The following is a 24946-nucleotide window of genomic DNA, read 5'->3' on the forward strand; positions in this document are numbered from 1 at the left end:
CTTATAAAGATGACGAAACTTTTTTTGAAGGGTCACGTAAGGTACAATAGAAGTATCATGAGACGAGGTGAAACGGATGAAAACATGGATGAAATGGGCCCTGACCGGGGCGATCCTATATTTTGCCATAAACGTTTTTGATTTTTCTTGGCTGTTTATCATCGTCGGGGCGCTCGTATTAAACGAAGTGTGGTCGACCAATAAACGCCGGAAACGGGCGCCGGCTCCTGTTGCCAAACGGGCCAAGAAGAAACTGCTGCTCGATGAAGACGAGCCGTTCGTTGGTTCGCGCATCTTGAAACCGCTTGAAGAAGCGGCACCGGTGCGTCAGTTCGAGGCGACCGACGACTTAGAGCTTCAATTTTTACAGCGGACGATTGAGCAAGGCTATGAAAAGCTACAACAGATTGACCGCGTCTTGCCGGAAATCAAGGACATCGAGGTGCGGCGTGAGATGAAGGCCGTTTCGAAAGAAGCTCACGAACTGTTCGCCGAACTGTTCGAGAATCCACAAGACGCGAAACATGTTCGTGATCTCTTCACGTTCTATTTGGATTCGCTTGTGTCGGTCGTGTTGAAATTTAAAGAACTAGAAGGAAAACGCGTCGTCATTCAAGAAGAGACACGTGAACAGCTGATCACCAATATGCGACTCATCGTCGACAAGTTCAAACAGCAACGCAGCCGTCTATTAGAAGATGATGCGGTTGACTTTGAACGAGAGTTGATCATGATGGAAAAAGTATTGGCCGATCAACCAGAAGGGAGAAAAAAACATGACTTCATCGAATGAAACGAACTGGCAGTCATGGCCAGAAGAAGAGCTCACTTCACAGACGAAAACGAAGACGGAGACCGATGCGATTTCGGACCCGTCCGTGGACTGGTCATCTATGACAGAGAAACATGAGGTGCCGGCGATTCAAGTGAATTCAGATGTCCCGCAGGAACACCGGGAACGGATCACGCGCATCGCCGAGTCGATCGATATTAAAAAGACAGATTCCGTCATGTTGTTCGGTTCGAACGTGCAACGTGAACTATCACAATTCTCAGACCAAATCTTGACCGAGGTCCGGATGAAGGATGGCGGTGACGCCGGAAAGCTATTGTCCGACTTGATGCAGAACGTACGCAAGATGGACCCGGACATGTTGCAGCCAGAGAAGAAGAGTTTTATGGACAACTTGCCGCTCATCGGACGGGCCAAGAAGAAAGCCGAGAACTACAAACTCCAGTTTGAAAAGATGAGCGTCTATTTAGAAGAAGTCATCCATAATCTAGACCGGGCCAAGTTCGGTTTGATGAAGGACATCACGATGCTCGATCAGATGTACGATAAGAACAAGCGTTATTTTGAAGAGCTTAACGTCTATATCGCCGCCGGTGAGACGAAACTTGACCACGTGCGCAGCTATGAGATCGCCCCGCTCCGTCAAGAAGTGGAGATGTCGAAAGACCAGGTCAAACTTCAACAGTTGAACGACATGATTCAACTCGCGGACCGATTCGAGAAAAAATTGCACGATTTGAAACTGAGCCGGACAATCAGTCTGCAGATGGCACCGCAAATCCGGGTCATCCAACAGAACAACCAGATTCTAGCCGAGAAAATCGAGTCGGCGGTCGTCAATACGATTCCACTCTGGAAAAACCAAGTCGTGCTCGCGCTCAGCTTGACACGACAAAAGACGGCGCTCCGCATGCAGCAAGACGTCACGAAGACGACGAACACGTTGCTCGAGCAGAACTCGAAGATGTTGAAAGACTCATCGATCGAGATCGCCACAGAGAACGAGAAAGGCATCGTTTCGGTCGAATCGCTCAAAGTGGCGCACGAGAACTTGCTCTCGACGCTCGACGAGACGCTCCGCATTCAACAAGAAGGACGTCAGAAGCGCCGTGAGGCCGAACGTGAACTCGATCGCATGGAGCACGAGTTGAAAGAAAAAGTTATCGAGATTGCTTCAAAAAACAAAGAGTTGCCAAAAGAGACTGGATATTGAACGAGGAAAGTCTGAGCTCTCAGACTTTCCTTTTCTTTGAGGAGGATAAGAAAATGGAAAAACAACGGCTATGGGATGAGACGTGGTTGCAGTTCGCTGATATGATGGCGGTACGCCATTCGAAATGCGCCTCGAAAAGTGTCGCTTGCGTCATCGTCAAAGATGAGAAGCCGATCTCGATTGGGCTCAATGGGACGCCACCCGGGCATACGAACTGCAATGAGATCTTTTTAAAACGGGAAGACGGTTTTTATAAACGGGCCGAGTACGTGTCAGAAGATGCGGTCGATTTGCTCGAGGCACCGGTTTCATTCATCCATGAGGGTGTGACATTTATTAGATGTTCGGACCCATACGACCACCATAATTGGTCGAAGCAACATGAAATCCACGCCGAAATCAACGCGATCGGTAAGCTCGCCGCGGATTCGACGAACGCCTTCGGGGCGACAGCCTATGTGACCCACTCACCATGTCATGCCTGTTCGCTCGCTTTGATCGCATCACGCGTAGCCCGTGTCGTCTATGCGGTCGGCTATGAGCACGGTGACGGCCTCGATTTGATGCGTGAGAGTGGGATTGACGTGGTACATATGCCACTCGAAAAAAGTTTCAAAAACACATTGTAAACGTTTACATTCGATGTTATATTATTAATGTACTGCCAATGGTGTTTTACTCTTCCATTATTCGTCTCTCTTCGGAGGGACCTTTTTTTATGGCTAAGCACAGGCGAGACAAAGTTTACACATAATGTTCAATATTTCACAATCTTTTCGTGGGTTTCTTTCTTATAATGAAAGTAGATTAACGAGAGGGGAAATGTTACATGGAAAAACAAGTTCGTTTCACAGATGGTGCCTATGATGTGGAAGCGTTGATCACACTCGAAGAGGTGTGGGAAGATAAATTTGCCATCGGGACGCATAAAGAGCTCGCCGTTAAGTCATTAAAGATCAACGGAAATGAGGTTTCGGAGTTGAAGCACGTTCGGGCGTTGCTTCGCTACTATCCGACGCTCGGTGTCTCGGGCATCTTGCTAGCGCTCGATGGTGCCGCAGCTGAGATCGTCGCCTTATCAGGGGATACGGATCCGGCGCTCCGGTTTGTTGAACTCGTCGCGTTACAAATGGACGAGGCAGCGACGGAAGAGTTAAAAGACCTATACGCCGAGATGGCGGTCTAACTTTTTAAGGATGACACCCACGTCATCCTTTTTTCATTTTCGGGTTGCAATGCGGGTTCAGTATGGTATTATTGTCAATAGATGAAGAAATGGAACGCCATATCGTTATCGACAACCAAAAATGGGGATCTAGATAGCTAGATCGCTGTGAAAAAGCCACGTTCATAGGAACGTGGCTTTTTTTTGTATAATTTCGAACCCGGCGCCGACATCAAAGGCGATATGGGCGTCTGAACCGAGCACGAACGGGATGCCGAGTGCGGCCGCCTCGGACGCGACGTCAATGGCATAAGGTTGGCCGCAATCGGGCTTGCGGAGCCCGGCCGTGTTCAAATCGAGACCGAAACCGCGCGTAGCGATCGTTTGTAGCAAGCGCGTCTGGTCGTCCTGCACGTTCGAGCGGTCCCACGTGTAATTGTGTTGATATTTGATCGGTAAGTCGATATGTCCGATGCGGTCCACTTTCAAGCGCTCCCAAGGGAAGGCGAGGCCAGCCTCAAGCGCCGTGTAGTATTGTTTCATCACGGCCTCGAACGAGCCGACATGTTCGACGAGCACATCAAACGTGTCGGCCGAGAAGTCGATAGGCAGGAGCTCGTCGTCGACGAGGAGAAAGTGTTGGGACAAGATTGCTTCGTCTAATACGTCGGCATACGGCTCGAGCAACGCCAGCGTCTCGGACTCATATCCGGGCAAATAGTCGATCTCCAAACCGATGCGGAGATCAAGTTCGGGATACGACCACTTCAACGTCTGCAAAGCTTCTATATAACGAGGGAGCAAATCGAGTGCCATCGCTGAATCTTGTTCTGGCGTCGGGTCCTGAAACCGGGCTGGGAGAGGAGCGTGCTCCGTGAACGTGAGCGTCTTGATTCCTTGGTTCAAGGCGCGCTTTACATACGCTTCGAGCGAATCGGATGAGCCATGCGGACAAAATGGGGTGTGAAGGTGACCATCACGGGTAAAGTCAATCATCAGTCGACATTCCTTTCGAGTTCGCCGGTTGACAGCAACGGCTTGGTTTGATAAATTTAACACACTACTTTAGTTTGGTAAAGTGATAATAAGATAAAGGATGATGTTGATGATCTGGTTCAATACAAAAGGATCCATCCCGGAAGGATGGCACGAATTGCAAGGGGAAGACGTTCTGCGTCCGAAGCAGTGGATGTTGTCATTTTTAGAGCGAGCCGAGTCAAATGGCTACAGTGTCATTGAGCCGCCGCTCGTGGAATATTATTCGCACTATCAAGACTTGGCCTTGTTCGATGAGTCGGCCTATTATCGTCTGTTCGGGAATGACGGCGAGTTGCTCGTCATGCGTCCGGACTATACGTTGCAAATCGCTCGGAAGCTCGCCGATGGTCATGAACCGATGCGGGTCGCCTATGCCGGTGCCGTCTATCGGCGTACCCCGAAACATTCGGGTCAGCCGCATGAGCGTCAACAGCTCGGGCTTGAATGGATTGACGGGGACGCTCCCGATATGGAGCTGATTGCATCGTTCCTCAGTATGACCGAGCGGGTGTTGCCGCAAGACGGGCTTCGGATTCAAGTCGGCTCGGCTGCCTTGGTCGCGGCCGTGGCGGAAGAGGCCGGGATCCCAGAGCGGACGCTCCGTCAATATTTGGCGCTCCGTAACTTGGAATCACTTCGTGACCTCGCGGATACGTACCAATACCCGTTAATCGCGAAGCTACCGTTCTTAATCGGTGATTCGGCACTCGCTGAACTACGAGAAGTCGCCGAGCCAGGGTTGACGGCTGCGATCAATGAAGTCGAGCGGGCGGTCGAACATTTACGCGCCATCGGTTTGAACGTATCGTACGACTTTGGACAGACCGGCGATTTTGATTATTATTCAGGATTGACGGTGACAGGAAGCATCGACGGACGGCGCGTCCTCTCGGGCGGTCGCTATGATTCGCTATACGGACATTTTGGCCAATCGCGACGGGCGTTCGGATTGTCGCTTGATTTAGAACAGTTAGGTGAGGTGATTTTATGAAAGTGGCCATCGCGAAAGGACGCATTGAAAAAGCGGCCCGAGACTATTTCGAACAAGTCGGATTAACCGTCTGGCCCGAAAAACGCGGCCGGGAACTGACTGTCGAAGTCGACGGGCATGAGTTCATCTTCGTCAAAGGGGATGACGTCTATAAATATGTCATGCACGGCGCGGCTGATGTCGGCGTCGTCGGAGGCGACATCTTGCGAGAGAAGACGCCTGGCGTTCTCGAAGTCGTCGATTTGCCGTTCGGCCGTTGCCGGATGGCGGTCTGTGGACCAAAAGAACGGAAGAATGGGACGAAAAAATTGAAAGTCGCGAGCAAGTATCCGAATATCGCCATCTCTCACTTCGCTTCGAAGCGACAGAACGTTGAAGTGATTGCGTTGAACGGTTCGGTCGAACTCGCACCGCTCACAGGACTCGCCGATTGCATCGTCGATATCGTCGAGACGGGGGCGACGCTTCGTGCGAACGACCTCGAGGAATACGAAACGATTTTCACGGTGAACGCCAAGTTCATCACGAGTGAGACGGCGCTCGCCAACGATCCTGATGAATTGAAGGCCTGGATTCGTCGTTTAAGCAAGGAGGAAGCGAAATGAGCACGGAAACGAATCGGAGCCGGCGTGAAAGCTGGGCGGAAGCAGTTAAGCCAATTCTCGAGGCCGTGGAGTTGAACGGAGATGAAGCGCTCCTAGAGTTTACAAAGAAATTTGACGGTGTCGATGTAATCGAAACGGTCGACTTGACAGCCTTCACGCCACCTGAAGCTTACGGGGAGTTGACCGAGGCGTTGATGCTCGCCGCCGAACGCATTCGCACGTTCCACGAGCGTCAGCGTCGTCAAGACGATGCGTATGAAGATGGCATGTTCAGACTCGGACGTCGCTTCATGCCGCTCGACTCGGTCGGCGTGTACGTACCGGGTGGGACGGCCGTCTATCCCTCGAGCGTCTTGATGAACATCATCCCGGCGAAAGTGGCCGGTGTGAAACGGATCGTCATGGTGACGCCGCCAAAACCAGATGGCATCGACTTGTCGCTATTGATTGCGGCAAAAATCGCAGGGGCAGATGAGTGTCATCTGGTCGGCGGGGCACAAGCCGTGGCCGCGCTTGCGTTTGGCACCGAGACGATCAAACCGGTCGACAAGATTGTCGGACCTGGTAACGCCTATGTCGCGACCGCGAAGTCGCTCGTCTCTCACATCGTCGGCATCGACTCGGTCGCTGGGCCGTCTGAAGTACTCATCATCGCCGATGAGACGGCCAATCCGAAATGGGTCGCCGCCGACTTGCTCGCCCAAGCCGAACATGACGTCGAAGCGACGGCACTCGCTCTCGTCACGTCAGTCGAGTTGGCCGAACGGATCGAACAGGAATTGGCACGCCAGCTGGCCGAGCTACCACGCCGTGACATTGCGGTCGAGGCATTGAAACGAGGCGGGGTACGCATCATGTCGAGCGAACGTGCAATCGAAGTCGCCAACGAGATGGCAGCCGAGCACGTGCAACTTGCCGTCTCCGACCCGGAAACCTATATGCAAGCCATCCGTCACGGTGGTTCGTTCTTCCTCGGTCATGAAGCCGCGGAAGCGTTTGGCGATTACATCGCTGGACCAAACCACGTCTTGCCGACGAGCGGGACGGCCCGCTTCTCGAGCGGCCTCTCGGTCGATGATTTTTACCGGAGACAGACGTTCCTTCAGATGACGGAGCTCGATGAACGTGTCACACGCGCCGCGATTCGCATCGCACAACAAGAACAACTTGACGGCCACGCCCGAGCGATGGCGGTTCGATTGGAGGACGTATGAGACAGAACTATGAGACGATTCCCCGCTACGTCCCGCAGGCGGTCAAAGGACATGCGTTGAATCAAAACGAGAGCCAATATGAGTTCCCAGAGCGGTTAAAGACGGCAATCCGAGAGCTTCCGCTCGATTTGAGCCATTATCCGGTCGATGAGTTGGTAGCGCTGAAACAAAGTTATGCGACATATGCTGGTGTGGATCCGCAACAACTCATGGTCGGGAGCGGCAGTGACGAACTGCTAGCCATTTTATGTCAGGCAATCCTTGACGCCGATGACGTCGTCGCCGCCCCAATTCCCGATTTTTCGATGTACGGCATTTATACGCATATCGCTCGCGGGAATTTTGTGCAGCCGGATGCGGACGGATTGTCGATTCAATCATTGCTCGAGACGATCGAGGCGGAACGGCCGAAACTTGTGCTCGTGTCGAACCCGAACAATCCGACGGGAAAGATGTGGTCACTCGATGAACTCGAAACGGTCGCCAGCCGTGTTCCATATCTCGTCGTGGACGAGGCATATATCGATTTCACGATGGAAGATTCATTCAAAGACCGACTCGCGGACCACGCGAACGTCATCATTCTCCGTACGTTATCGAAAGCGTTCGGACTCGCGAATCTGCGCATCGGTTTCATGATTGCCGACGAGCGCTTAATCGAGAAGATTGACCGGTTCCGTTCGCCATTCAACGTGAGCGGGCTGAGTGCGGCCGTGGCGACGGTCGTGTTGAACGACTCCGAATATATCGAGGAGTCGATCAACTTCCATCAAACGCAGCGACAAAAGCTTGAAACGTTGCTCGCACCGATTGGAAACGTCTTACCGAGCCGTGCCAATTTCCTATACGTCAAAACACCGGACAGCGAAGCTTGGGCCGCCCGTTTCTTAGAAAAGGATGTCCATGTTCGCGCGTTCGCAGACGGGATTCGTGTCAGTGCCGGCACGGACGAGGCGTACCGCTTGCTTCAACAAACGATAGAAGAGGTGACTTCACTTGAGAACAGCTGAGACGAAACGAGAGACAAAAGAGACGAACATCGAGCTCAAGCTTGATTTGAATGGGACAGGACAAAGTGACATCAAGACAGGTGTCGGCTTCTTTGACCATATGCTGACACTGTTCGCGTTCCACAGCCAAATCGATTTGACGGTCCATGTCGAAGGGGATACGTGGGTCGACGCCCACCATACGGTCGAAGACGTCGGGATCACCCTTGGGCAGATAATCAATCAAGCGCTCGGCGACAAAGTCGGCATTCGCCGCTATGGCACGAGTTATTTGCCGATGGACGAGACGCTCGCGCGTGCCGTCGTTGACGTATCGGGCCGTCCGTTCCTCGTCTACCGCGCCGATATCAAAAATCCGAAACTCGGAGACTTTGATACCGAGCTCGCCGAAGAGTTTTTCCGGGCCGTGGCGATGAACGCCCGGTTGACACTGCACCTAGAGGTCCTCTACGGGTCGAACTCGCACCACATGATTGAAGGGTTGTTCAAGGCGTTCGGTCGCGCCCTCGCCGAGGCGATTGGGCAAGACGGGTCGAATCGATTGCCGTCGACGAAAGGACTGATCGAAGGATGAAAATCGCGGTCATCGATTATGGAATGGGTAACGTGTTCAACGTCGAACGGGCACTCCAAGCTATCGGCTGTTACGTCATCATCACGAACGATCCAGTGGAAATCGAGGCAGCTGATGCCATCTTGCTGCCTGGGGTCGGAGCGTTCCCGCAGGCGATGCAATCGCTGAGCGAGACGGGGCTGATTCCGCTGTTGAAACGATCGGCGAATGAAAAGCCGTTCCTCGGCATCTGTCTCGGCATGCAACTCTTATTCGAGTCGAGCACGGAAGGGGTGCCGACGGAAGGACTCGGTTTGATTGAAGGGCGCGTCGAGCGGATGCGGGCGAAACGTCTGCCACACGTCGGATGGAACTCGATTTTGCGAGACGAGGACGTCTATTTCGTCCACTCGTATCACGTCGTGACCGACCCGGTCCATGTGATCGCTTCTGCCGATTATATGGGTGAAACCGTGCCAGCCATCGTGCAAAAAGGACTCGTCACGGGGATGCAGTTTCATCCCGAGAAGAGCGGCGCGTTCGGATTACGTTTATTGACAGAATGGAAGGAGGCGGTCGAACGTGAGATTACTACCGGCCATTGATTTGATTGACGGAAAAATCGTCCGCTTGACGGAAGGCGATTTCAATACAGAAGAACAGTATGGCGACCCATACGAAAAATTGAAGGAATGGCAAGGGCGCGTTCCGATGCTTCACTTGATTGATCTCGAAGGGGCGAAAGCCGGCGAACCGAGACATCTTGATGTCGTCCGATTCGCCAAATCGTGCGGCTTCTTCGTCCAGACCGGCGGAGGCATCCGTTCCGAGGAAGCGCTCGATGCGGTCATGGCGACCGGCGCCGACCGTGTCTTGCTTGGGACAAAGGCGTTTACAGACCCGGATTTCTTGGACCGGGCGCTCGCGAAGTACGGGGATCGTGTCGCCGTCGCCCTCGACGCCTATGATGGCATCGTCGCCGTCAACGGATGGCAAGAAGCGACCGACTTAAAAGATATCGATGCCGCGAAAGAACTCGTCGACCGTGGGGTCAAGACGATTCTCTATACGGATATCGGTTCGGACGGGAAATTGAACGGACCGAACCTCGAGCGGATGAAGGCGCTCCGTGATGCTGTTTCAGTCACGATCATCGCCTCGGGTGGCGTGACGACCGTGGCTGACGTCGAGGCGCTTCAAGCGGCCGGCATCGACGAGGCGGTCGTCGGGAAGGCACTACTCTCCGGACAAGTCAGTCTTGATGACTTAATCGAGTGGGAGGCGCGCCATGCTTAAACGTCGCATCATTCCGTGTCTTGATGTCAAAGACGGTCGTGTCGTCAAAGGGATCGAGTTTGTCGCGTTACGTGACATCGGCGACCCGGTCGAGATTGCCAAGTATTATGACGCCTCCGGTGCGGATGAGCTCGTGTTTCTCGATATCACTGCGAGTACGGAACGCCGGCAGACGATGCTTGACGTCGTCAGTGCCGTCGCCCGGAAAGTGTTCATCCCGCTCACGGTCGGCGGCGGTATTCGGTCGCTTGAGGATATTTCCTCGCTCTTAAAAGCTGGGGCCGACAAAGTGTCGCTCAACACGCTCGCCGTCGAATCACCCGATTTGATCAAACGAGCGGCCGAACGGTTCGGGTCACAATGTATCGTCATCGCCATCGACGTTAAGTTCGAAGACGACGAGTACTTTGTCTATACGTATGGCGGGAAGAACCGGACCGAGTTGCGGGCCGTCGATTGGGCAAAGCAAGTGGCCGCACTTGGGGCGGGTGAACTGCTCGTCACGTCAATGAATCAGGACGGAAAGCAGAGCGGCTACGATTTGCGAATCCTTGATTTGCTCCGGGACGCCGTCGATATCCCGATTATCGCCTCTGGCGGTGCCGGGAACGCGAATCACGTCGTCGACGCGCTCGAGAAGGTCGATGCGGCGCTACTCGCCTCGATTTTGCATGACCGGAAAACGACAGTGGAAGAGGTGAAACACGTATGCAGCGAGCACAACTTGCCGATGCGGTTCGTTACGACGACAATGGATTGATTCCAGCCATCATCGTGTCGACCAAAGACGACGCCGTCCTCATGTTAGGCTACATGAACGAGGAGGCGATTCAGAAGACGCTCGAGACGAACACGGTCACGTTCTGGTCACGTTCGAAAGGGAGACTCTGGATGAAAGGGGAGTCGAGCGGAAATACGCTCGAACTCGAGAGCATCCACGTCGATTGCGATCAAGACGCGTTGTTGGTCCGTGTCCGTGCCAATGGGCCGACGTGCCATACGGGAAATCGAAGCTGCTTTTTCACGGAGGTGGAAGGATGATTCACGAATTAGAGAAGTTGATTCAAGAACGACAGGCGTCACCGAAAGAAGGGTCGTATACATCTTATTTATTCGACCAAGGTGTCGACAAGATTGCCAAGAAGTTTGGGGAAGAGTCGTTCGAGGTCGTCATCGCGGCGCTGAACGATGAAGATTTGGTCGAAGAGTCGGCCGATCTCTTGTACCACCTGCTCGTCTTGCTCGCCGCCAAAGGCGTGTCATTACAAGACGTTGAGGCGCTCCTCGCCAAACGGCACGGGACGACGACTCCGGCGAAACCACGCCGAGACGTCACCGACTGGTAACACAAAAAGGAACGAAGCCACAATCGGCTTCGTTCCTTTTGATTAGCGGTTGACCGAGGCGGCCATACGGATGTACGTATGGCGCCGTCCCCGAATCGCAATCGATAACGCCTGGATATTCTCCGGTGTGGCGATTCCGGACAGCCCAGCATCGCCGATATGGAAGATGTCCGTCCCACCGCGCTTCGAGGACAAGGCGATGTCACGAATCGTCGCTTCATCGGACCCTTCCTGTGATGTGCCGATGGCGGCGACGACGAGTTTATCCAACGCCTGAATCTCGCGCGTGACTTCATAGAATTCATCTTCACGGACGCCAGGAACGGTGCCGGGCGCTGGAATCAAGATGATATCGGCCCCGGCTTCAGCAAAACGGACGTACGCCTCTTGATCAAGTACACGGCCGACGCCGGCTTGATGCATCTTCCCGGCGATGATGACGCCCGCGAACTCTTGGCGCGCGTTGATGATGGCTTGCTCGATCGCCTCGTTCGTCACCCCGGTGTTCGGGTTTCCGGTCAGGCAGATGAAGTCGATGCCGAGCTCTGACGCTCTGGCGAACGCTTCCCGTGTCGCGAGCCGTCCTTGTTTCACATCATACATATCCTCCGATTTCTCAGAGAAGTCGACCGGTTCGAGGTTGACCCCGAGCGGGAGACCGACGAGCCGCTTCAATTCCATGATTGGATTGTCAGACATCGTCTCGCCCGGCATGTTTCCGAACAAGGCGTGGCTTTCGAGACCTTTTATGTACGGGTGGAACACGTCGAGCATGTTCAAAAGAATCATGTCGGCACCGAACGCCCGCGCGAGTTCGGCGTTCGTCACTTCCGGATAGAGTGGTTGTACGGTCGGGATGACTTCGGCGAGTACGGTCCGGCCTTCGGCTTTGCGAATCGATCCAATCAAATCCGAGCGGTTGAACGTCAAGAAATCACTGGCTCTGCAATCAAGAATTCGTTTCATCTGTCTATTCCTCCTCTAGTTCGTCATGTTCCTATTCCCCATTTCGCTAGAAATTCCTCTATAATGATGACAGAATAGGGGGAGATGCAGATGACTGAAAAAGAAAAGATGATTCGGGGCGAGCTTTACTTGGCCGGGGACGAGGAACTCGTCGCCGACCGGCGTCAGGCCCGGCGTTTGACGGAACGATTTAATCGATCCGGGATCGATGAACTCGACGACCGAAAAGCAGTGTTAGCGGAGCTGTTCGGCTCGACCGGAAGTTCGTTTTATTTGGAGCCTACGTTCAAATGCGACTACGGTTATAACATTCATCTCGGAGAACGGTTCTTCGCTAACTTTGATTGCGTATTCCTCGACATCTGTCCGATCACATTCGGTGACGATTGCATGCTCGGGCCGGGTGTCCATGTGTATACTGCGACGCATCCGCTCGACCCGACCGAACGGATCTCGGGTCTTGAATACGGGAAGCCGGTCGCGGTCGGACATCGGGTGTGGATCGGCGGCGGTGCCATTCTAAACCCAGGGGTGACAGTCGGGGACGATGCCGTCATCGCCTCTGGCGCCGTTGTGACGAAAGACGTGCCAGCCCGTGCCGTCGTCGGGGGGAATCCGGCGAAAGTGCTCAAGTTCATACCATGACGAAACGACCCGACGTGATGTCGGGTCGTTTGCTTATGCTGTCGGTTGTGACGCGTAGGTGACCAGTGCCTGACGTGCTGCTTCGAGAGCAGATTCATTGCCGAGCGTGATGCGAATCCCGTTCGGTTGTTTCGATGTGTGAACGCCATGCGCGACGAGGTGGGCCCAAACGGCCTCCGGCTCATCGAGCGTGACGTAAATGAAGTTCGCCTCGGCGGGATGGACGTGTCCAATCGTGGCGAACAAGTCAGTCCACTGTCCGCGCATGTCGGCGTGCCATGCGATGGCCTCATCGAGATACGTCGCATCTTGTAAAAAGATGTTGGCGATTTTCGCGCTGACACCGCTAATGTTGAACGGCGGGACGAACTGACGGAAATAAGCGGCGAGTTCGGTCGTCGTGACCATGAAACCGAGGCGGACGTTGGCCAGGCCAAACGCCTTCGATAACGTCCGCAGTACAATCACGTTCGTGAATGCATCAAGGTGAGCCACCATACTCGACGCCGGTGTGAAGTCGATATAGGCCTCGTCGACGATCAAGTACGGCACGAGTCCCGCGAGTTCGGTCAATTCAGCGACGCTCCACAATTTTCCGGTCGGATTGTTCGGATTCGACAACAGCAACAGCTTCGGTGTGTGTTGCGTGATCGCCTGGACGAGTGCGTCATATGACAGGTCATCGGCTTGCACGTGACGACCGTGCGCGATTGTCGTGAAGATCGGATAGAGTGCGAAATCCGGGCTCGGTGACAAGACGACGTCTTCCGGTGCCAACAGCGCCTGGGTGACGACGTGAATCATCTCGTCACTGCCGCAACCGACGAGCAATTGATTCGGCTCGACACCGGCGTAGGCCGCATAACGAGTGAACAACTCGTCAATCGGTTGGACCGGATACTCATGCAAGTCTTGGAACGAAATCGTCGCGAGCTGGTCATAGAGGCGGGACGGCACCGGGAACTGACTCTCGTTTTGATTCAAACGGTACCCGTCTGGATAGGTGACTGGATAAATCGGCAGCGAGACTGGTCTCATTCCGTCGGCTCCATCGAGAACCATTTTTTGGCGAGTTTGTCGATTTCACCTGAGTCAATCATCTTGTTCAACTCCTCGTTGAACTGATCGCGAAGGTCATCCTCCAATTTAAAGGCGGCTGCTGAACCTTTCTCGCCATCTTCTTTCAAGGCGAACGTGTACAGTCCGGCGTCTTGGTCCAAGTATTTTTGGGCGACCGTGTCCTCGATGACCATCGCGTCGATCCGACCCGTATTCAACTCTTGGACGATCTCTGGAATCTTGTTCAATGAGACGAGCTCTGCCTCCGGAGCTTGGTCTTTGGCGATGTTCTCTTGAATCGAAGCGGTTTGGACGCCTATTTTCTTGCCGGCGAGCGCCTCAATCGACTCGAGTGACTCATCTTTCGTCATGACTAAGTTCGTCGCCGACAAGTAGATATCCGAGAAGGCGGCATTTTCTTTCCGCTCTTCGGTCGGCGTCATACCGGCCATAACGAAGTCGACACGTCCGGCGTTTAGTGCCCCGAGCAGGCTGCCGAAGTCCATGTCTTCAATTTTGAGTTCGTAGCCGAGGCGTTCCGTGACGGTTTCGGCGATCTCGATATCAAATCCGACAATCTCATCCCCGTTCGCCGTATCGACAAACTCATACGGGAAGTAATCGGCGCTCGTCCCCATGACGAGTGTTTTTTTCTCTTCGCCCGTCGTCTCTTGGCTACATCCTGCTAGTAATGCACTTGCCACTAATCCCCCTGTAATGACCCACCTTTTCATGTATGAATTCCTCCTTCAAGATATGAGACTAAGTGTATATGTATGATTATTAATTGTAAAGCATAAAAATACAAAAACGATTAAAAAAATACATCCAAGAAAAAGTCACAGGATGCTTCAGGTGGTCAATCCATCGCCTGGAGATAGGCGATGGCGTCAGGTAAATACGTCTCGAGGGGGCGGTCCGTATCAATTGTAAGCGTATGCATAAACGGTGTTGTGAAGTCGATTCAAGCAGTGCCGTCTTCGTGACATCGTGATCGACGATGACCGCATCCAGTCGTCGAGCGATTTCCCGAGACAGCGTCGATTTGCCGGACCCAGGGAAACCGGACATTTGAAGAAAGAACATGGAGTACCCTCACGCTTCGTTTGATTTCCCGCGGCTGAATCCGGCGAACAACCGGCCGCCGAACGGGGAGAGCGTCTCATCGACGTAACGGATGAGCGCGTCGGGTTCGTTCGTTTGATAATAGCGTTCGAGGGCAGCGACGAGCTCTCGGGCTGCATGCGTATCGTAGCGGTCGAGAGCGCGGTATGTCCATTTGGAGGAGCCCATCCATTGTCGATTCGTGCGCAGGATGAACTCACAGACCAACGTGGCGAGGGCGCTCGCGATGAACAAGCCCTCTGCACGACTTGTGCATCCAATCAAGTCATCGAGCACATCGGTCAGAAAGTATCGTTTCATCTCGATCGTCTCGTCCGCCCAAGCCTCTGGCCCGCTGTCGAGCAAGGCCCGGGCTTCACGTTTGATGTCTTCGACGTTGTTCATATTATTTTAAGATTTTTCAGATTCAAGGATGCGCCATTTTTCAATCTTACCGTCTTCTTCATAAAGAACACGAACTTCCATCTGGTTTAAAACGAGCCGTTGCTCGCTGGCGAAGAGCACAATCGGATAACCGGTCGACAGCGGTTCGTCCGCTTCGAACACGGGACTGTGCGCCTGCATGGCATAATAGCCGTCCGAGCGCGTGTTGGCCGCCCCGGCATCGACTTGAATCACCGTCTCGAACCCTTGGAGCCGGAGGATGTAACTATATGTCGTCCGGGCGCCGCGTTCGAGCCGCCATTCCTCAATGATCGCCTCGCGGCCATCTTTTACTTCTTCTAGTAAGACTTTCTGTGTCGTGTATTCCCGTTCATACGGAATCATCTCTTGAATGTTGACAGCCGTCATCGTGGCAAATTTTTGTGATTCTTCCGATGGCGGGGTGATGAGAATGCCGATAAAAATTAAGATAGGGATGAGCAGATAAATGATGACCCGACTTCGCATATGGTTTCACCTGTCCTTTATCGATTTTTTCGCCATCTACCGGCAGAACCCTGCCTGACCGGTGAAATATGTCTAAGGAACACGTCGAAACATCTCGGATACAAGGAACCCATGTATGATGAAGTCAGGAGGGGATGAGGAATGAGAATCGGGATTATCGGTGGAGGAGTTGCCGGGTTGACGACCGGGGCGTTGGCAAGTCGGATTGGTCATGACGTGACGGTGTTTGAATCATCGCGGGAGTGGGGTGGTTGTGCCGGTAAGTTCGAGCGCGGTGACTACCGGTTCCCAGCCGGGGCGACGCTCGGGATGGGATTTGAACCGGGCGGACTACATGAGCGGGTTTTATCTTATTTAGGGGAAACGATTGACGTTCGTCCGTTAAGCGAGGTGATGCATATTCATCTCGATGGAAAGACCGTCCATTATCATCAAGACCGGGATCAGTTTTTAGCAGAACTCGAATCGACGTTTCCTGACCTCGCCCCGCGAATTCATGCTTTCTTTGAAGAAGTGTGGAGTGACTTTGAGACGATTCGTCCTTTGTTTGAGACGCTACCGGCGTTGCCGTTTCGAACGATTCATGACGCATCGGTTGCGATACGTGGTTTTCGACCGACGCAACTACGTGCGTTTCGGAAGTTATACCGGCCGCTCGGTACAACGTTAAAACGGCATCGATTGAACGGGACGGCGTTCGAACGGGTCATCGACGGGATTTTGCTCGATAGTCTTCAGACCGGAGCTCGCGAGGCGAGTCACTTGCTCGCGGCCGTCGCGTTATCGATTTACCACGAAGGGGCATTTTACGTCGATGGCGGCTTGTACACGCTCGCTCACGCCTTGGAGCGCTCGATTCAAAAAGACGGCGGACAAACCCTTCTCGGACGACAAATCGTCAAACTCGAGCGCGTGGCGGACGGTTGGCTCTTGACCGATCGGCTGGGCCGGCTCGACCTCGTCGATGTCGTCGTCTCCGCCATCCCGCTCGAGGCGACCGCTCAACTGCTGAGCGGAGATACGTCACGTCAATTCAGCAAGCAGTACGGGGGTCACTTAAAGCGCTCGCAATGGGGAACGTTCAGTCTGTACGTCACGTTACCCGAAGCGATATGCATGAACCGTCCGCTGTTCCAACAAGTGTATAGCGATGACTTACCGTCAGGACACGCCTTCATCTCGATGTCAGCCGCAGATGATTCGCTCCGGACCGAGCGACCGGAACGGACCGTCACCGTCTCGACCCATATCGATTTGACAGAGTGGCAGGCTTGGAAAGACAAGGCGACGTATGAGAAACTAGAGACAGATTGGACCGAGCGCCTCGTCTCGGTTGTGAGTCGAGCGTTCCCGGACTGGAACGGCGAATCGTCTGTCATGTTGCCCGGGGGACCAGGGGCGTGGGTGAAATATACGAAACGTCCGCACGGCGCGGTCGGTGGTTATGCCCAAACACCGCAACAAGCTTTGTTCCATGCGGCGAGCTACCGGACAACCTTGCCGAACCTGTATGTCTGCGGGGATACAGTATTTCCGGGGGCAGGCACAATCGGGGCGATGACGAGCGGGCTTCATGTCGCCCGAGCGCTCGGTTCGAAGTTATGAGGGGAGACAAGTGGAGATGCATAAAAAACGGTTTGACGAATTGACGACGAGAGAACTCTATGAGTTATTGGCGCTCCGGACCGAAATCTTTGTCGTGGAACAAGATTGTCCATATCAAGAAGTCGATGGGAAAGACGTGGCGGCGGTCCATTACTGGATTGAGGCTGATGGTCGCCCGATCGCGGCGTTACGTGTCCTCGAGGAGGAGTCGCCGATCGCCATCGGCCGTGTCGTCACGAAATCGACGCATCGGGGACAAGGCCATTCGCGGCGTTTGATGCAAGAAGCCGTGGCTGACTTTGGGGATCGCGATTTGTACTTGCAAGCACAGACATACGTGGAGCCGTTCTATGCGAGCTTCGGGTTCACACGAACGAGCGAGGAGTACTTAGAGGACGGGATTCCTCACGTCGATATGGTTCGGACGGCGACCGTCTCGAAGTGAATCGATGCGGTACCGTTTGCCATAAGTTCGTGGTAGAATGATGAGGAATACTTGCGTGCGTCAAGACGTGCGTTCAATCATAGAGAGCAAAGGGGTTTACGATGGTGACTGATCAAACTGTGATTCAAAAAGCGAGAGAATTAGCCGACTTATTGGCGAGCACGCCGGAAGTGGCCCGCTTCAAAGAAGCGGAAACGAAAGTGAACGAAAGTGAACGCGTTCAAACGTTGATCAAACGTATCAAATATTTACAAAAAGAAGCCGTCAACTGCAAGCACTACGGGAAGACGGAAGCACTCGCCAAAGTTGAGCTGAAAATCGACAAGGCGATGGACGAACTCGATTCGATCCCGGTTGTCCAGGCGTTTCAGGAGACGCAAGTCGAAGTGAACGATTTGCTTCAATACGTGACGGTCACACTCGCCAACTCGGTGACAGATCGCATTATCGAGTCGACGGACGGTGACGTTCTCGCCGGTAAAACAGGAAGCGGTATGGCAGCGGAGAAATCACGCGGCGGCTGCGGATACTAACAAACAGACAGCTGGCCTTTGGTCAGCTGTTCTAATTTCTAGAGGTGAACACGAATGGAAACGATACATCAAACCCCGATGATGAAACAATACTTTTCAATCAAGGCTGATTATCCAGACGCCTTTCTCTTCTACCGGCTCGGTGACTTTTACGAGCTGTTCTTTGAAGATGCCCAAATCGTCGCCAAAGAACTTGAGTTGACATTGACCGCGAAAAACGGGAAGAACGCTGAGCACCCGATTCCAATGTGTGGCGTACCACATCACTCTGCCGCTATCTACATTGAACAGCTGATCGAAAAAGGGTTCAACGTGGCCATCTGTGAACAGATGGAAGATCCGAAAGCGACGAAAGGGCTCGTCAAACGTGAAGTCATCCAAGTCATCACGCCGGGTACATACATGGCTGCACTCGGTGAGAAAGAGAACCGGTATTTACTATCGGTCGTGAACGTAGCAGGCCGTTTCGGGATTGCCCGCGGCGATGTGACGACAGGTGAGTCATGGTTAACGACGTTGTCATCGCAAGAAGCTGTGTCACGAGAAGTGGAAGGGCTAGCGCCGAGTGAGATTATTGTTGCCGACGACGAATTAAGACAACAACTCGCTCCGCTAGGCATCCCGTTGTCGGTCCAGACAGAGCGGCTAGCGAGCCCGTTGTCGAGCGGAGCGAAAGACGAGGCGCAAGTGAGCGCGTTTGAATTGCTGTTCGCTTATTTGACGCGCACGCAAAAACGCGCCCTCGATCATCTCCAACCGGCCGTCGCCTATGAAGTCGAGGCCCATATGCAACTCGATGCCAACACGGCCCGGAACTTGGAATTGTTTCGGTCGGCCCGGTCCGGTGAACGGAAAGGGTCGCTTCTCGCCTTGCTTGATGAGACGACGACGGCGATGGGGGGACGATTGCTGAAACGTTGGCTCGAACAGCCGCTCTATACCGAGCAGGCGATTCGGGGCCGACAAGATGCGGTCGAGAACTTGGTCGATGACTTCATGCTTCGTGACCAGTTGCGTGAACAGCTACGTCACGTCTACGATATCGAACGGCTCGTCGCCAAAGTCGGTTACGGGACGGCCAACGCCCGTGACCTCGTCCAACTCCGGAACACACTCGAGCGCATCCCGGCGGTGCGGGCCTTGCTCGAAGGCGTCACGGCCTCACGGCTTCGTCAAATCGATGATACGCTCGACACATTCGACGACTTAGCCAGCATGCTCCAGGCAGCGCTTGTCGAGGCGCCACCGATCTCGATTAAAGAGGGTGGGATGATTCGTGCCGGCTATTCGGCCGAACTCGACGAACTGCTCGAGGCGAAAGCGAACGGAAAGACATGGATTGCCAATCTCGAGCAACAAGAGCGGGTCGCGACCGGCATCAAGTCGCTGAAAATCGGCTATAATCGTGTCTTCGGTTATTACTTGGAAGTGACGAAAGCGAACGCCCGCCTGCTCGAAGAGGGACGTTACGAACGGAAACAGACGCTGACGAACGCCGAGCGTTACGTCACACCCGAGTTAAAAGAGAAAGAAGCGCTCATTCTCGGGGCTGAAGAGAAGAGTTGCACGCTCGAGTATGATTTATTCGTCGCCTTGCGTGACCAAGTCAAGCAAGAGACGAAACCGCTCCAACAACTGGCGCGCTCGCTCAGTGAGCTCGACGTCTTGCTCGCGCTCGCCATCGTCGCCGAAAAACGGGACTATGTCCGGCCGACGACGTCGACGAACGTCCAAATCGATCGTGGCCGCCATCCGGTCATCGAGACGGTGCTACCACGCGGTGAATACGTCGCCAACGATTTGACGCTCGACGACACGCGGCGCATGCTCTTAATCACCGGACCGAACATGTCCGGTAAATCGACGTATATGCGTCAATTCGCCTTGATCGCCATCTTGCATCAAATCGGGTCGTTCGTGCCGGCTGAAGCGGCTGAGATTCCATTGTTTGATCGCATCTTTACCCGCATCGGTGCGGCCGATGACTTGGTGAGCGGCCAGTCGACGTTCATGGTCGAGATGACGGAGACACGCCAAGCGGTGACAGAGGCGACCGAACACAGCCTCATCTTGCTCGATGAGATCGGTCGGGGGACGTCGACGTATGATGGCATGGCGCTCGCCCAGGCTATCGTTGAATACATCGCTTCGACAATTGGAGCGAAGACGTTGTTCTCGACCCACTATCACGAGCTAACCGTGCTCGAAGACACGATCCCTGCTCTTGAGAACGTGCACGTCCGCGCCATCGAGCGAGACGGGCGTGTCGTGTTTCTACATGAAGTACATCCGGGGCGGGCCGATAAGTCGTACGGGATTCATGTCGCTGAGCTCGCTGAATTGCCCCGTGATTTGATTGAACGGGCGCGGACCATCTTGTCTCAACTTGAGACGGACTCGAAACCGGAACGGGCAGCTGTTGAACATCCGGGAACGGCAGAACCCGTGGCCCAACTATCGCTCTTTGAGGCGGAAGACGAGATTAAACGACAATTGCTCGAACTCGATTTGTTGGTGATGAACCCGATCGAGGCGATGCAAGCGCTCTATGCGCTCCAACAATCCGCGAAGAAGGGGTGAGTCGATGGGAATCATACAGGAGTTACCGGAACAACTGGCCAACCGAATCGCGGCTGGCGAAGTCGTCGAGCGACCGGCCTCGGTCGTGAAAGAGCTCGTCGAGAACGCGATTGACGCCGGCGCCACCAAGATCGAAGTCGATTCGGAGGAAGCGGGCATCCGTCTCATTAAAGTCCGCGATAACGGGCACGGGTTTTATGAAGAGGACGCCCCGCGCGCCTTTTTACGTCATGCGACGAGTAAGATTCGGGACGAGCACGACTTGTTCCGGATTCGCACGCTCGGCTTCCGTGGGGAGGCGCTCGCCTCGATTGCTTCGGTCAGCCATGTGACGCTGAAGTCACGCCGGGCCGAGGAAGACGGGTTCGAGATGACGCTTCAAGGCGGCGTTGTCACGGCGCAAACACCGGCCGCGGCGAACGTTGGGACGGAGATAGCCGTCAGTCAATTGTTCTATAATACACCAGCCCGATTGAAGTATTTGAAAACGTCCGCGACGGAACTGGCGAGCATCACCGACACGTTGAACCGGATCGCCTTGTCCCACCCGGAAGTGCGCCTCACGGCGTTCCATGAAGACAAGGAGCTGCTCAGGACGAGCGGGAACGGAGACATCAAACAAGTCATGCTCGCCATCTATGGCCGACAAGTCGCGGCCCAAATTGTCACGGCGTCGAGTAAGACGAACGACTATAGTTTGAGCGCCCATCTCGTCCGTCCGGAAGTGACCCGGTCGAACAAGCAGTACGTGACGCTCATCTTGAACGGTCGGAGCATCAAGAACTTTGCGTTGACCCAAAGTGTGCTCGAAGGCTACCACACGCTGCTACCGATTGGTCGTTATCCGATCGCTGTCCTCGAAGTGAACATGGACCCGATGCTGATCGATGTCAACGTCCACCCGACGAAACGAGAAGTTCGGCTTTCAAAAGAGAAAGAGCTCTGTCAGTTGATTCGCGAGACGGTCCAACTGACACTCCGGGAACAGCGTTTAATCCCGTCGGTCAAACCGAAAGAGCGACCGGTCGATCGGACCGAACAAGAGCGACTTGATTTCACGGTTGAACGGGCGCCGGTCACGGAAGAATCGCCGACGTGGAATTATCCAATTCCACGTGAGCCTGTCACGTCACCGAGTCGTTGGTCGCCGACCCCGCTCGTCAATGAAGCGCCTGAGCCGATAGCGTCGACGGTCGAATCGGAAACAATCGAGACGAAAGGAGAGCGGTTGCCGCCGCTCGACGTCATCGGTCAATTGCATGCGAGTTATATCGTCTGTGGTGCCGAGGACGGGATGTACGTCATCGACCAACACGCGGCCCAGGAACGAATCAAATATGAGTTGTTTTACGAGCAGCTCGGGAATCCTGACAAGGAATACCAGTTATTGCTGCTTCCGCTCACGCTCGAGTTCACGCAAGAAGAGGCGCTCGCGATTGAAGAAGTCACTCCGCTTTTAAAAGAAGCAGGTCTCGAATTGGAGCCGTTCGGCGGCAATACGTTCCTCGTTAGAGAGATTCCGACGTGGTACCCGCAACATGATTTAGAAGGAACGGTCCGTGATTTGATAGAGATGGCGATTCGGGATCGCTCCATTGACATCGCTAAATATCGGGAAGACGCGTCGATTTTGATGGCGTGCAAACGGTCGATTAAAGCGAACCATCCGTTGAACCACGAGATGATGCGGCAATTGCTTCACGATTTGAATCAGACGACGTCTCCGTACACGTGTCCGCACGGACGTCCGATTTTAGTGAAGTGGAGCACGTACGAGCTCGAGAAGCTATTTAAACGCGTTATGTGACACGCCTGTAATCTTTTTTTAACCTCCTGTTACGTTTATGGATAGGTGGCTATGGGAACAATATACACATGTCACTCAACGCATCGAGGTTGAGAGGTGGCTTTTTCACTGCCTCACCCTCAAGATGTAGACATGATCGATAAACCAGTAGGGGGAAAAGATTATGGCAGACACGCTTAAAGTAACGAAACGAGAATTACGACCACGTTCGGTCCGCGCTAACTTGCGTAAAGAAGGAAAAGTGTTAGGTGTCGTTTACGGCTACAAAGTTGAAAGCACACCGGTCGCATTCGAAGAGATGGCACTTCGTAAGATTCTTCGTGAACACGGCGACAACGCTTTGATCGAACTCAATATCGATGGTAAGAAAGTGAATACACTCGTTCACGGGACAGAAGTCGACCCATTCACGAACGAATACAAGCACGTCGAATTTATGGCAGTGAAGATGGACGAAGCGACAGAAGTCGAAGCGGACGTCACACTCGTCGGCGACGCGAAAGGCGTCAAAGAAGGCGGCTACTTGGCACAGACGCTCTATAAAGTAACGGTCTCGGCAACACCAGCCAACATTCCGGAGCGTATCGAGCTTGATGTTTCTGAACTCGGCATCGGTGACTCGCTCACTGTCGCTGATATTCCAGAGAACAAAGATTACGAAATCGTATCTGAGGGTGATCTTCAAATCGCATCGGTGAATGAACCGGTGGCGGTCGAAGACCTTGAAGCTGATACAGCGACAGAAGGCGAAGTTGAAGCGACTGAAGAGGCGTCAGAAACTTCAACGGAAGAGTCGGAAGAGACTTCTGAAAACAAAGAATAATCATTTCGAACGGCCCTTTGCGAAGGGTCGTTTTTTTCTAGTCACAAATCCGACAAATGTAAACGATTACGATGTGAAAAATGTGTCAACATGTGGAAGGGGCGATTGCAATTTATTCGTTTCGGGCTTATATTGTTAATGATTTCACATGTTCGTTCTTATTATAATGGTTTCATTCAAACAGAAAGAAGGGTTTGTGACATGGCATCAATGGAAATCCATGCACTCGAATCGTTGCGGAAGAAAGCACAGGCATCTTCGCAAATGATTCATTATCGGCCAATGGAGTACTTTTTACGAGCAATGCTCGCGGGGATCTTTATCGGATTCGCTTCAATTTTCACACTGAAAGTCGTCAACGGAATGTATTTGATCGATTCTCCGTTCACAACGCTCATCGGAGGATTCTCATTCGGGATCGCCCTCGTCATGATCATCTATGGCGGAGCCGAACTGTTCACCGGGAATACGATGTACTTCACAACCTCGACGATGCGGGGATACACGACGCTCAGCGACACGATGCTCGTCTGGTTGCTCTGCTTTGTCGGGAATGCGCTCGGTGGCGTTTTGTTCGCCTTGCTGCTCGCTCCGACCGGTGTCATCCAAGAACTTGGGATGGACAACTGGCTGTTCTCGGTCGTCGAAAGCAAGATGCACCACACGACGGTCGAAATTTTCTTCCGCGCAATCTTCTGCAACTGGATGGTCTGTCTTGCCATCTTCTTGCCGAAGCAAATGAAAAACGAGTTCGCCCAAATCTTCTCGATGATCTTCCTCGTCGCCGTTTTCTTCGCCTCAGGATTTGATCACGTCATCGCCAACTTCGTCTTGTTCGCCCTCACGCTCGTCGTCCCGCATCCTGAGGCGATCAGCTTTGCCGGCGCGATCCACAACTTGATCCCAGCCACGTTCGGGAATATCATCGGTGGTGCCTTGTTCATGGGTGCGATTTATACATGGTTGAACGCGAAAGGCTTGCGTGAAGCCCAAGAGTCAGAAGAAAAAGAAGAAGTCGAATTTAAAATCGTAAAGCCTGCTAAAGAGTTGTGATATGGTTCACATTAAGGTATGGTCGAGTCCAGATGAGGGCTCGGCTATTTTTTTGCGAATACGTCACACTTAATGCTCACAATTTAGACTTCACTACTTCCCAGAAAAACATGACATAATCTATATATGGAACTTAAGCGAGTAATTAACTCGCTTGTAATCAATATATAGTGAGGTGATGCGGAGTGAA

The 24946-nt window shown here is 53.4% G+C and carries 26 protein-coding genes and 2 pseudogenes; 21 read left to right on the plus strand and 7 right to left on the minus strand.

Going from position 1 to position 24946, the window contains the following annotated elements; all coding sequences use genetic code 11:
• The first annotated feature begins 76 nt into the window (after positions 1-76).
• From KNP64_RS02840 to KNP64_RS02855, 4 genes are all read left to right on the plus strand, one after another.
• Positions 77-793: a 5-bromo-4-chloroindolyl phosphate hydrolysis family protein gene (locus KNP64_RS02840; RefSeq protein ID WP_034777375.1), complete on the plus strand. Its 717-nt coding sequence runs from the start codon at positions 77-79 to the stop codon at positions 791-793.
• Positions 777-2006, plus strand: coding sequence for a toxic anion resistance protein (locus KNP64_RS02845; RefSeq protein ID WP_214791465.1), 1230 nt, complete (start codon positions 777-779; stop codon positions 2004-2006). Before KNP64_RS02840 ends, KNP64_RS02845 begins: the two co-directional genes overlap by 17 nt.
• A 53-nt stretch (positions 2007-2059) precedes the next feature.
• Positions 2060-2635 (plus strand): deoxycytidylate deaminase, encoded by a 576-nt coding sequence (locus KNP64_RS02850; RefSeq protein WP_034777377.1) that lies wholly within the window; start codon positions 2060-2062, stop codon positions 2633-2635.
• A gap of 200 nt (positions 2636-2835) precedes the next feature.
• Positions 2836-3192, plus strand: coding sequence for a hypothetical protein (locus KNP64_RS02855; protein WP_034777378.1), 357 nt, complete (start codon positions 2836-2838; stop codon positions 3190-3192).
• Positions 3193-3354: 162 nt separating this feature from the next.
• Here the strand turns inward: KNP64_RS02855 and hisJ are convergent, their stop codons facing one another.
• Complete coding sequence (gene hisJ, locus KNP64_RS02860) at positions 3355-4167, minus strand: histidinol-phosphatase HisJ (protein ID WP_214791463.1); 813 nt, start codon at positions 4165-4167, stop codon at positions 3355-3357.
• Between the two features lie 109 nt (positions 4168-4276).
• Here hisJ and KNP64_RS02865 point away from each other — a divergent pair, with 109 nt between their 5' ends.
• From KNP64_RS02865 to hisIE, 9 genes and pseudogenes are all read left to right on the plus strand, one after another.
• Positions 4277-5200, plus strand: coding sequence for an ATP phosphoribosyltransferase regulatory subunit (locus KNP64_RS02865; RefSeq protein WP_214710981.1), 924 nt, complete (start codon positions 4277-4279; stop codon positions 5198-5200).
• Positions 5197-5805, plus strand: coding sequence for an ATP phosphoribosyltransferase (gene hisG, locus KNP64_RS02870; protein WP_034777382.1), 609 nt, complete (start codon positions 5197-5199; stop codon positions 5803-5805). Before KNP64_RS02865 ends, hisG begins: the two co-directional genes overlap by 4 nt.
• Positions 5802-7019: a histidinol dehydrogenase gene (gene hisD, locus KNP64_RS02875; RefSeq protein ID WP_138859526.1), complete on the plus strand. Its 1218-nt coding sequence runs from the start codon at positions 5802-5804 to the stop codon at positions 7017-7019. Before hisG ends, hisD begins: the two co-directional genes overlap by 4 nt.
• Positions 7016-8029, plus strand: a complete 1014-nt coding sequence (locus tag KNP64_RS02880) for a pyridoxal phosphate-dependent aminotransferase (protein ID WP_214791461.1) — start codon at positions 7016-7018, stop codon at positions 8027-8029. Before hisD ends, KNP64_RS02880 begins: the two co-directional genes overlap by 4 nt.
• On the plus strand, positions 8016-8603 hold the full coding sequence (gene hisB, locus KNP64_RS02885; RefSeq protein ID WP_138859524.1) for an imidazoleglycerol-phosphate dehydratase HisB: 588 nt from the start codon (positions 8016-8018) through the stop codon (positions 8601-8603). The genes KNP64_RS02880 and hisB overlap by 14 nt, the downstream gene beginning before the upstream one ends.
• Positions 8600-9187 (plus strand): imidazole glycerol phosphate synthase subunit HisH, encoded by a 588-nt coding sequence (gene hisH, locus KNP64_RS02890; RefSeq protein ID WP_214763938.1) that lies wholly within the window; start codon positions 8600-8602, stop codon positions 9185-9187. The genes hisB and hisH overlap by 4 nt, the downstream gene beginning before the upstream one ends.
• The gene (hisA, locus tag KNP64_RS02895; protein WP_214791459.1) at positions 9165-9878 is read left to right on the plus strand and encodes a 1-(5-phosphoribosyl)-5-[(5-phosphoribosylamino)methylideneamino]imidazole-4-carboxamide isomerase; all 714 of its coding nucleotides are present in this window, start codon (positions 9165-9167) and stop codon (positions 9876-9878) included. Before hisH ends, hisA begins: the two co-directional genes overlap by 23 nt.
• Complete coding sequence (gene hisF, locus KNP64_RS02900; RefSeq protein WP_214763939.1) at positions 9871-10638, plus strand: imidazole glycerol phosphate synthase subunit HisF; 768 nt, start codon at positions 9871-9873, stop codon at positions 10636-10638. Before hisA ends, hisF begins: the two co-directional genes overlap by 8 nt.
• Positions 10587-11224: pseudogene (gene hisIE, locus KNP64_RS14955) on the plus strand (bifunctional phosphoribosyl-AMP cyclohydrolase/phosphoribosyl-ATP diphosphatase HisIE). Before hisF ends, hisIE begins: the two are co-directional and overlap by 52 nt.
• Positions 11225-11266: 42 nt before the next feature.
• On the opposite strand, the gene KNP64_RS02915 reads toward hisIE, so the two are convergent.
• A complete protein-coding gene (locus KNP64_RS02915) occupies positions 11267-12190 on the minus strand; it encodes a DUF7916 family protein (RefSeq protein ID WP_034777393.1) in 924 nt (307 codons plus the stop codon).
• Between the two features lie 90 nt (positions 12191-12280).
• Between KNP64_RS02915 and KNP64_RS02920 the strand changes: the two genes are divergently transcribed.
• Positions 12281-12835, plus strand: a complete 555-nt coding sequence (locus tag KNP64_RS02920; RefSeq protein WP_034777394.1) for a maltose acetyltransferase domain-containing protein — start codon at positions 12281-12283, stop codon at positions 12833-12835.
• Positions 12836-12868: 33 nt separating this feature from the next.
• Here the strand turns inward: KNP64_RS02920 and KNP64_RS02925 are convergent, their stop codons facing one another.
• From KNP64_RS02925 to KNP64_RS02945, 5 genes and pseudogenes are all read right to left on the minus strand, one after another.
• Positions 12869-13873 carry a pyridoxal phosphate-dependent aminotransferase gene (locus tag KNP64_RS02925; protein ID WP_214791455.1) on the minus strand — a complete coding sequence of 335 codons (1005 nt, stop codon included), beginning with the start codon at positions 13871-13873 and terminating at the stop codon, positions 12869-12871.
• Complete coding sequence (locus KNP64_RS02930; RefSeq protein ID WP_214710276.1) at positions 13870-14628, minus strand: transporter substrate-binding domain-containing protein; 759 nt, start codon at positions 14626-14628, stop codon at positions 13870-13872. Before KNP64_RS02930 ends, KNP64_RS02925 begins: the two co-directional genes overlap by 4 nt.
• 208 nt (positions 14629-14836) lie before the next feature.
• Positions 14837-14980, minus strand: a pseudogene (locus tag KNP64_RS14820) (P-loop nucleotide/nucleoside kinase family protein); the annotation flags it as partial.
• A gap of 9 nt (positions 14981-14989) precedes the next feature.
• Positions 14990-15403, minus strand: a complete 414-nt coding sequence (locus KNP64_RS02940; protein ID WP_214791452.1) for a nucleotidyltransferase — start codon at positions 15401-15403, stop codon at positions 14990-14992.
• Between the two features lie 6 nt (positions 15404-15409).
• A complete protein-coding gene (locus tag KNP64_RS02945) occupies positions 15410-15910 on the minus strand; it encodes a hypothetical protein (protein ID WP_214791450.1) in 501 nt (166 codons plus the stop codon).
• Positions 15911-16051: 141 nt separating this feature from the next.
• Between KNP64_RS02945 and KNP64_RS02950 the strand changes: the two genes are divergently transcribed.
• The 7 genes from KNP64_RS02950 to KNP64_RS02980 all read left to right on the plus strand — a co-directional run bounded on the left by KNP64_RS02950 (position 16052) and on the right by KNP64_RS02980 (position 24756).
• Entirely contained in the window at positions 16052-17515 is a 1464-nt protein-coding gene (locus KNP64_RS02950) for a phytoene desaturase family protein (RefSeq protein WP_214791448.1), read from the plus strand.
• Positions 17516-17531: 16 nt separating this feature from the next.
• A complete protein-coding gene (locus KNP64_RS02955) occupies positions 17532-17960 on the plus strand; it encodes a GNAT family N-acetyltransferase (RefSeq protein WP_214763948.1) in 429 nt (142 codons plus the stop codon).
• 101 nt (positions 17961-18061) lie between these two features.
• Entirely contained in the window at positions 18062-18493 is a 432-nt protein-coding gene (locus tag KNP64_RS02960) for a YlbF/YmcA family competence regulator (protein ID WP_021067281.1), read from the plus strand.
• A gap of 54 nt (positions 18494-18547) precedes the next feature.
• On the plus strand, positions 18548-21073 hold the full coding sequence (gene mutS / locus KNP64_RS02965) for a DNA mismatch repair protein MutS (protein ID WP_214791446.1): 2526 nt from the start codon (positions 18548-18550) through the stop codon (positions 21071-21073).
• Positions 21074-21077: 4 nt separating this feature from the next.
• Positions 21078-22880 (plus strand): DNA mismatch repair endonuclease MutL, encoded by a 1803-nt coding sequence (mutL, locus tag KNP64_RS02970; protein ID WP_214791444.1) that lies wholly within the window; start codon positions 21078-21080, stop codon positions 22878-22880.
• Positions 22881-23043: 163 nt separating this feature from the next.
• Positions 23044-23703 carry a 50S ribosomal protein L25/general stress protein Ctc gene (locus KNP64_RS02975; RefSeq protein ID WP_214763951.1) on the plus strand — a complete coding sequence of 220 codons (660 nt, stop codon included), beginning with the start codon at positions 23044-23046 and terminating at the stop codon, positions 23701-23703.
• A gap of 210 nt (positions 23704-23913) precedes the next feature.
• Positions 23914-24756: a formate/nitrite transporter family protein gene (locus KNP64_RS02980; RefSeq protein ID WP_371815263.1), complete on the plus strand. Its 843-nt coding sequence runs from the start codon at positions 23914-23916 to the stop codon at positions 24754-24756.
• Positions 24757-24946: the final 190 nt, after the last annotated feature.

It is taken from the genome of Exiguobacterium sp. s64 (genome assembly GCF_018618035.1).
Classification (GTDB): domain Bacteria; phylum Bacillota; class Bacilli; order Exiguobacteriales; family Exiguobacteriaceae; genus Exiguobacterium; species Exiguobacterium mexicanum_A.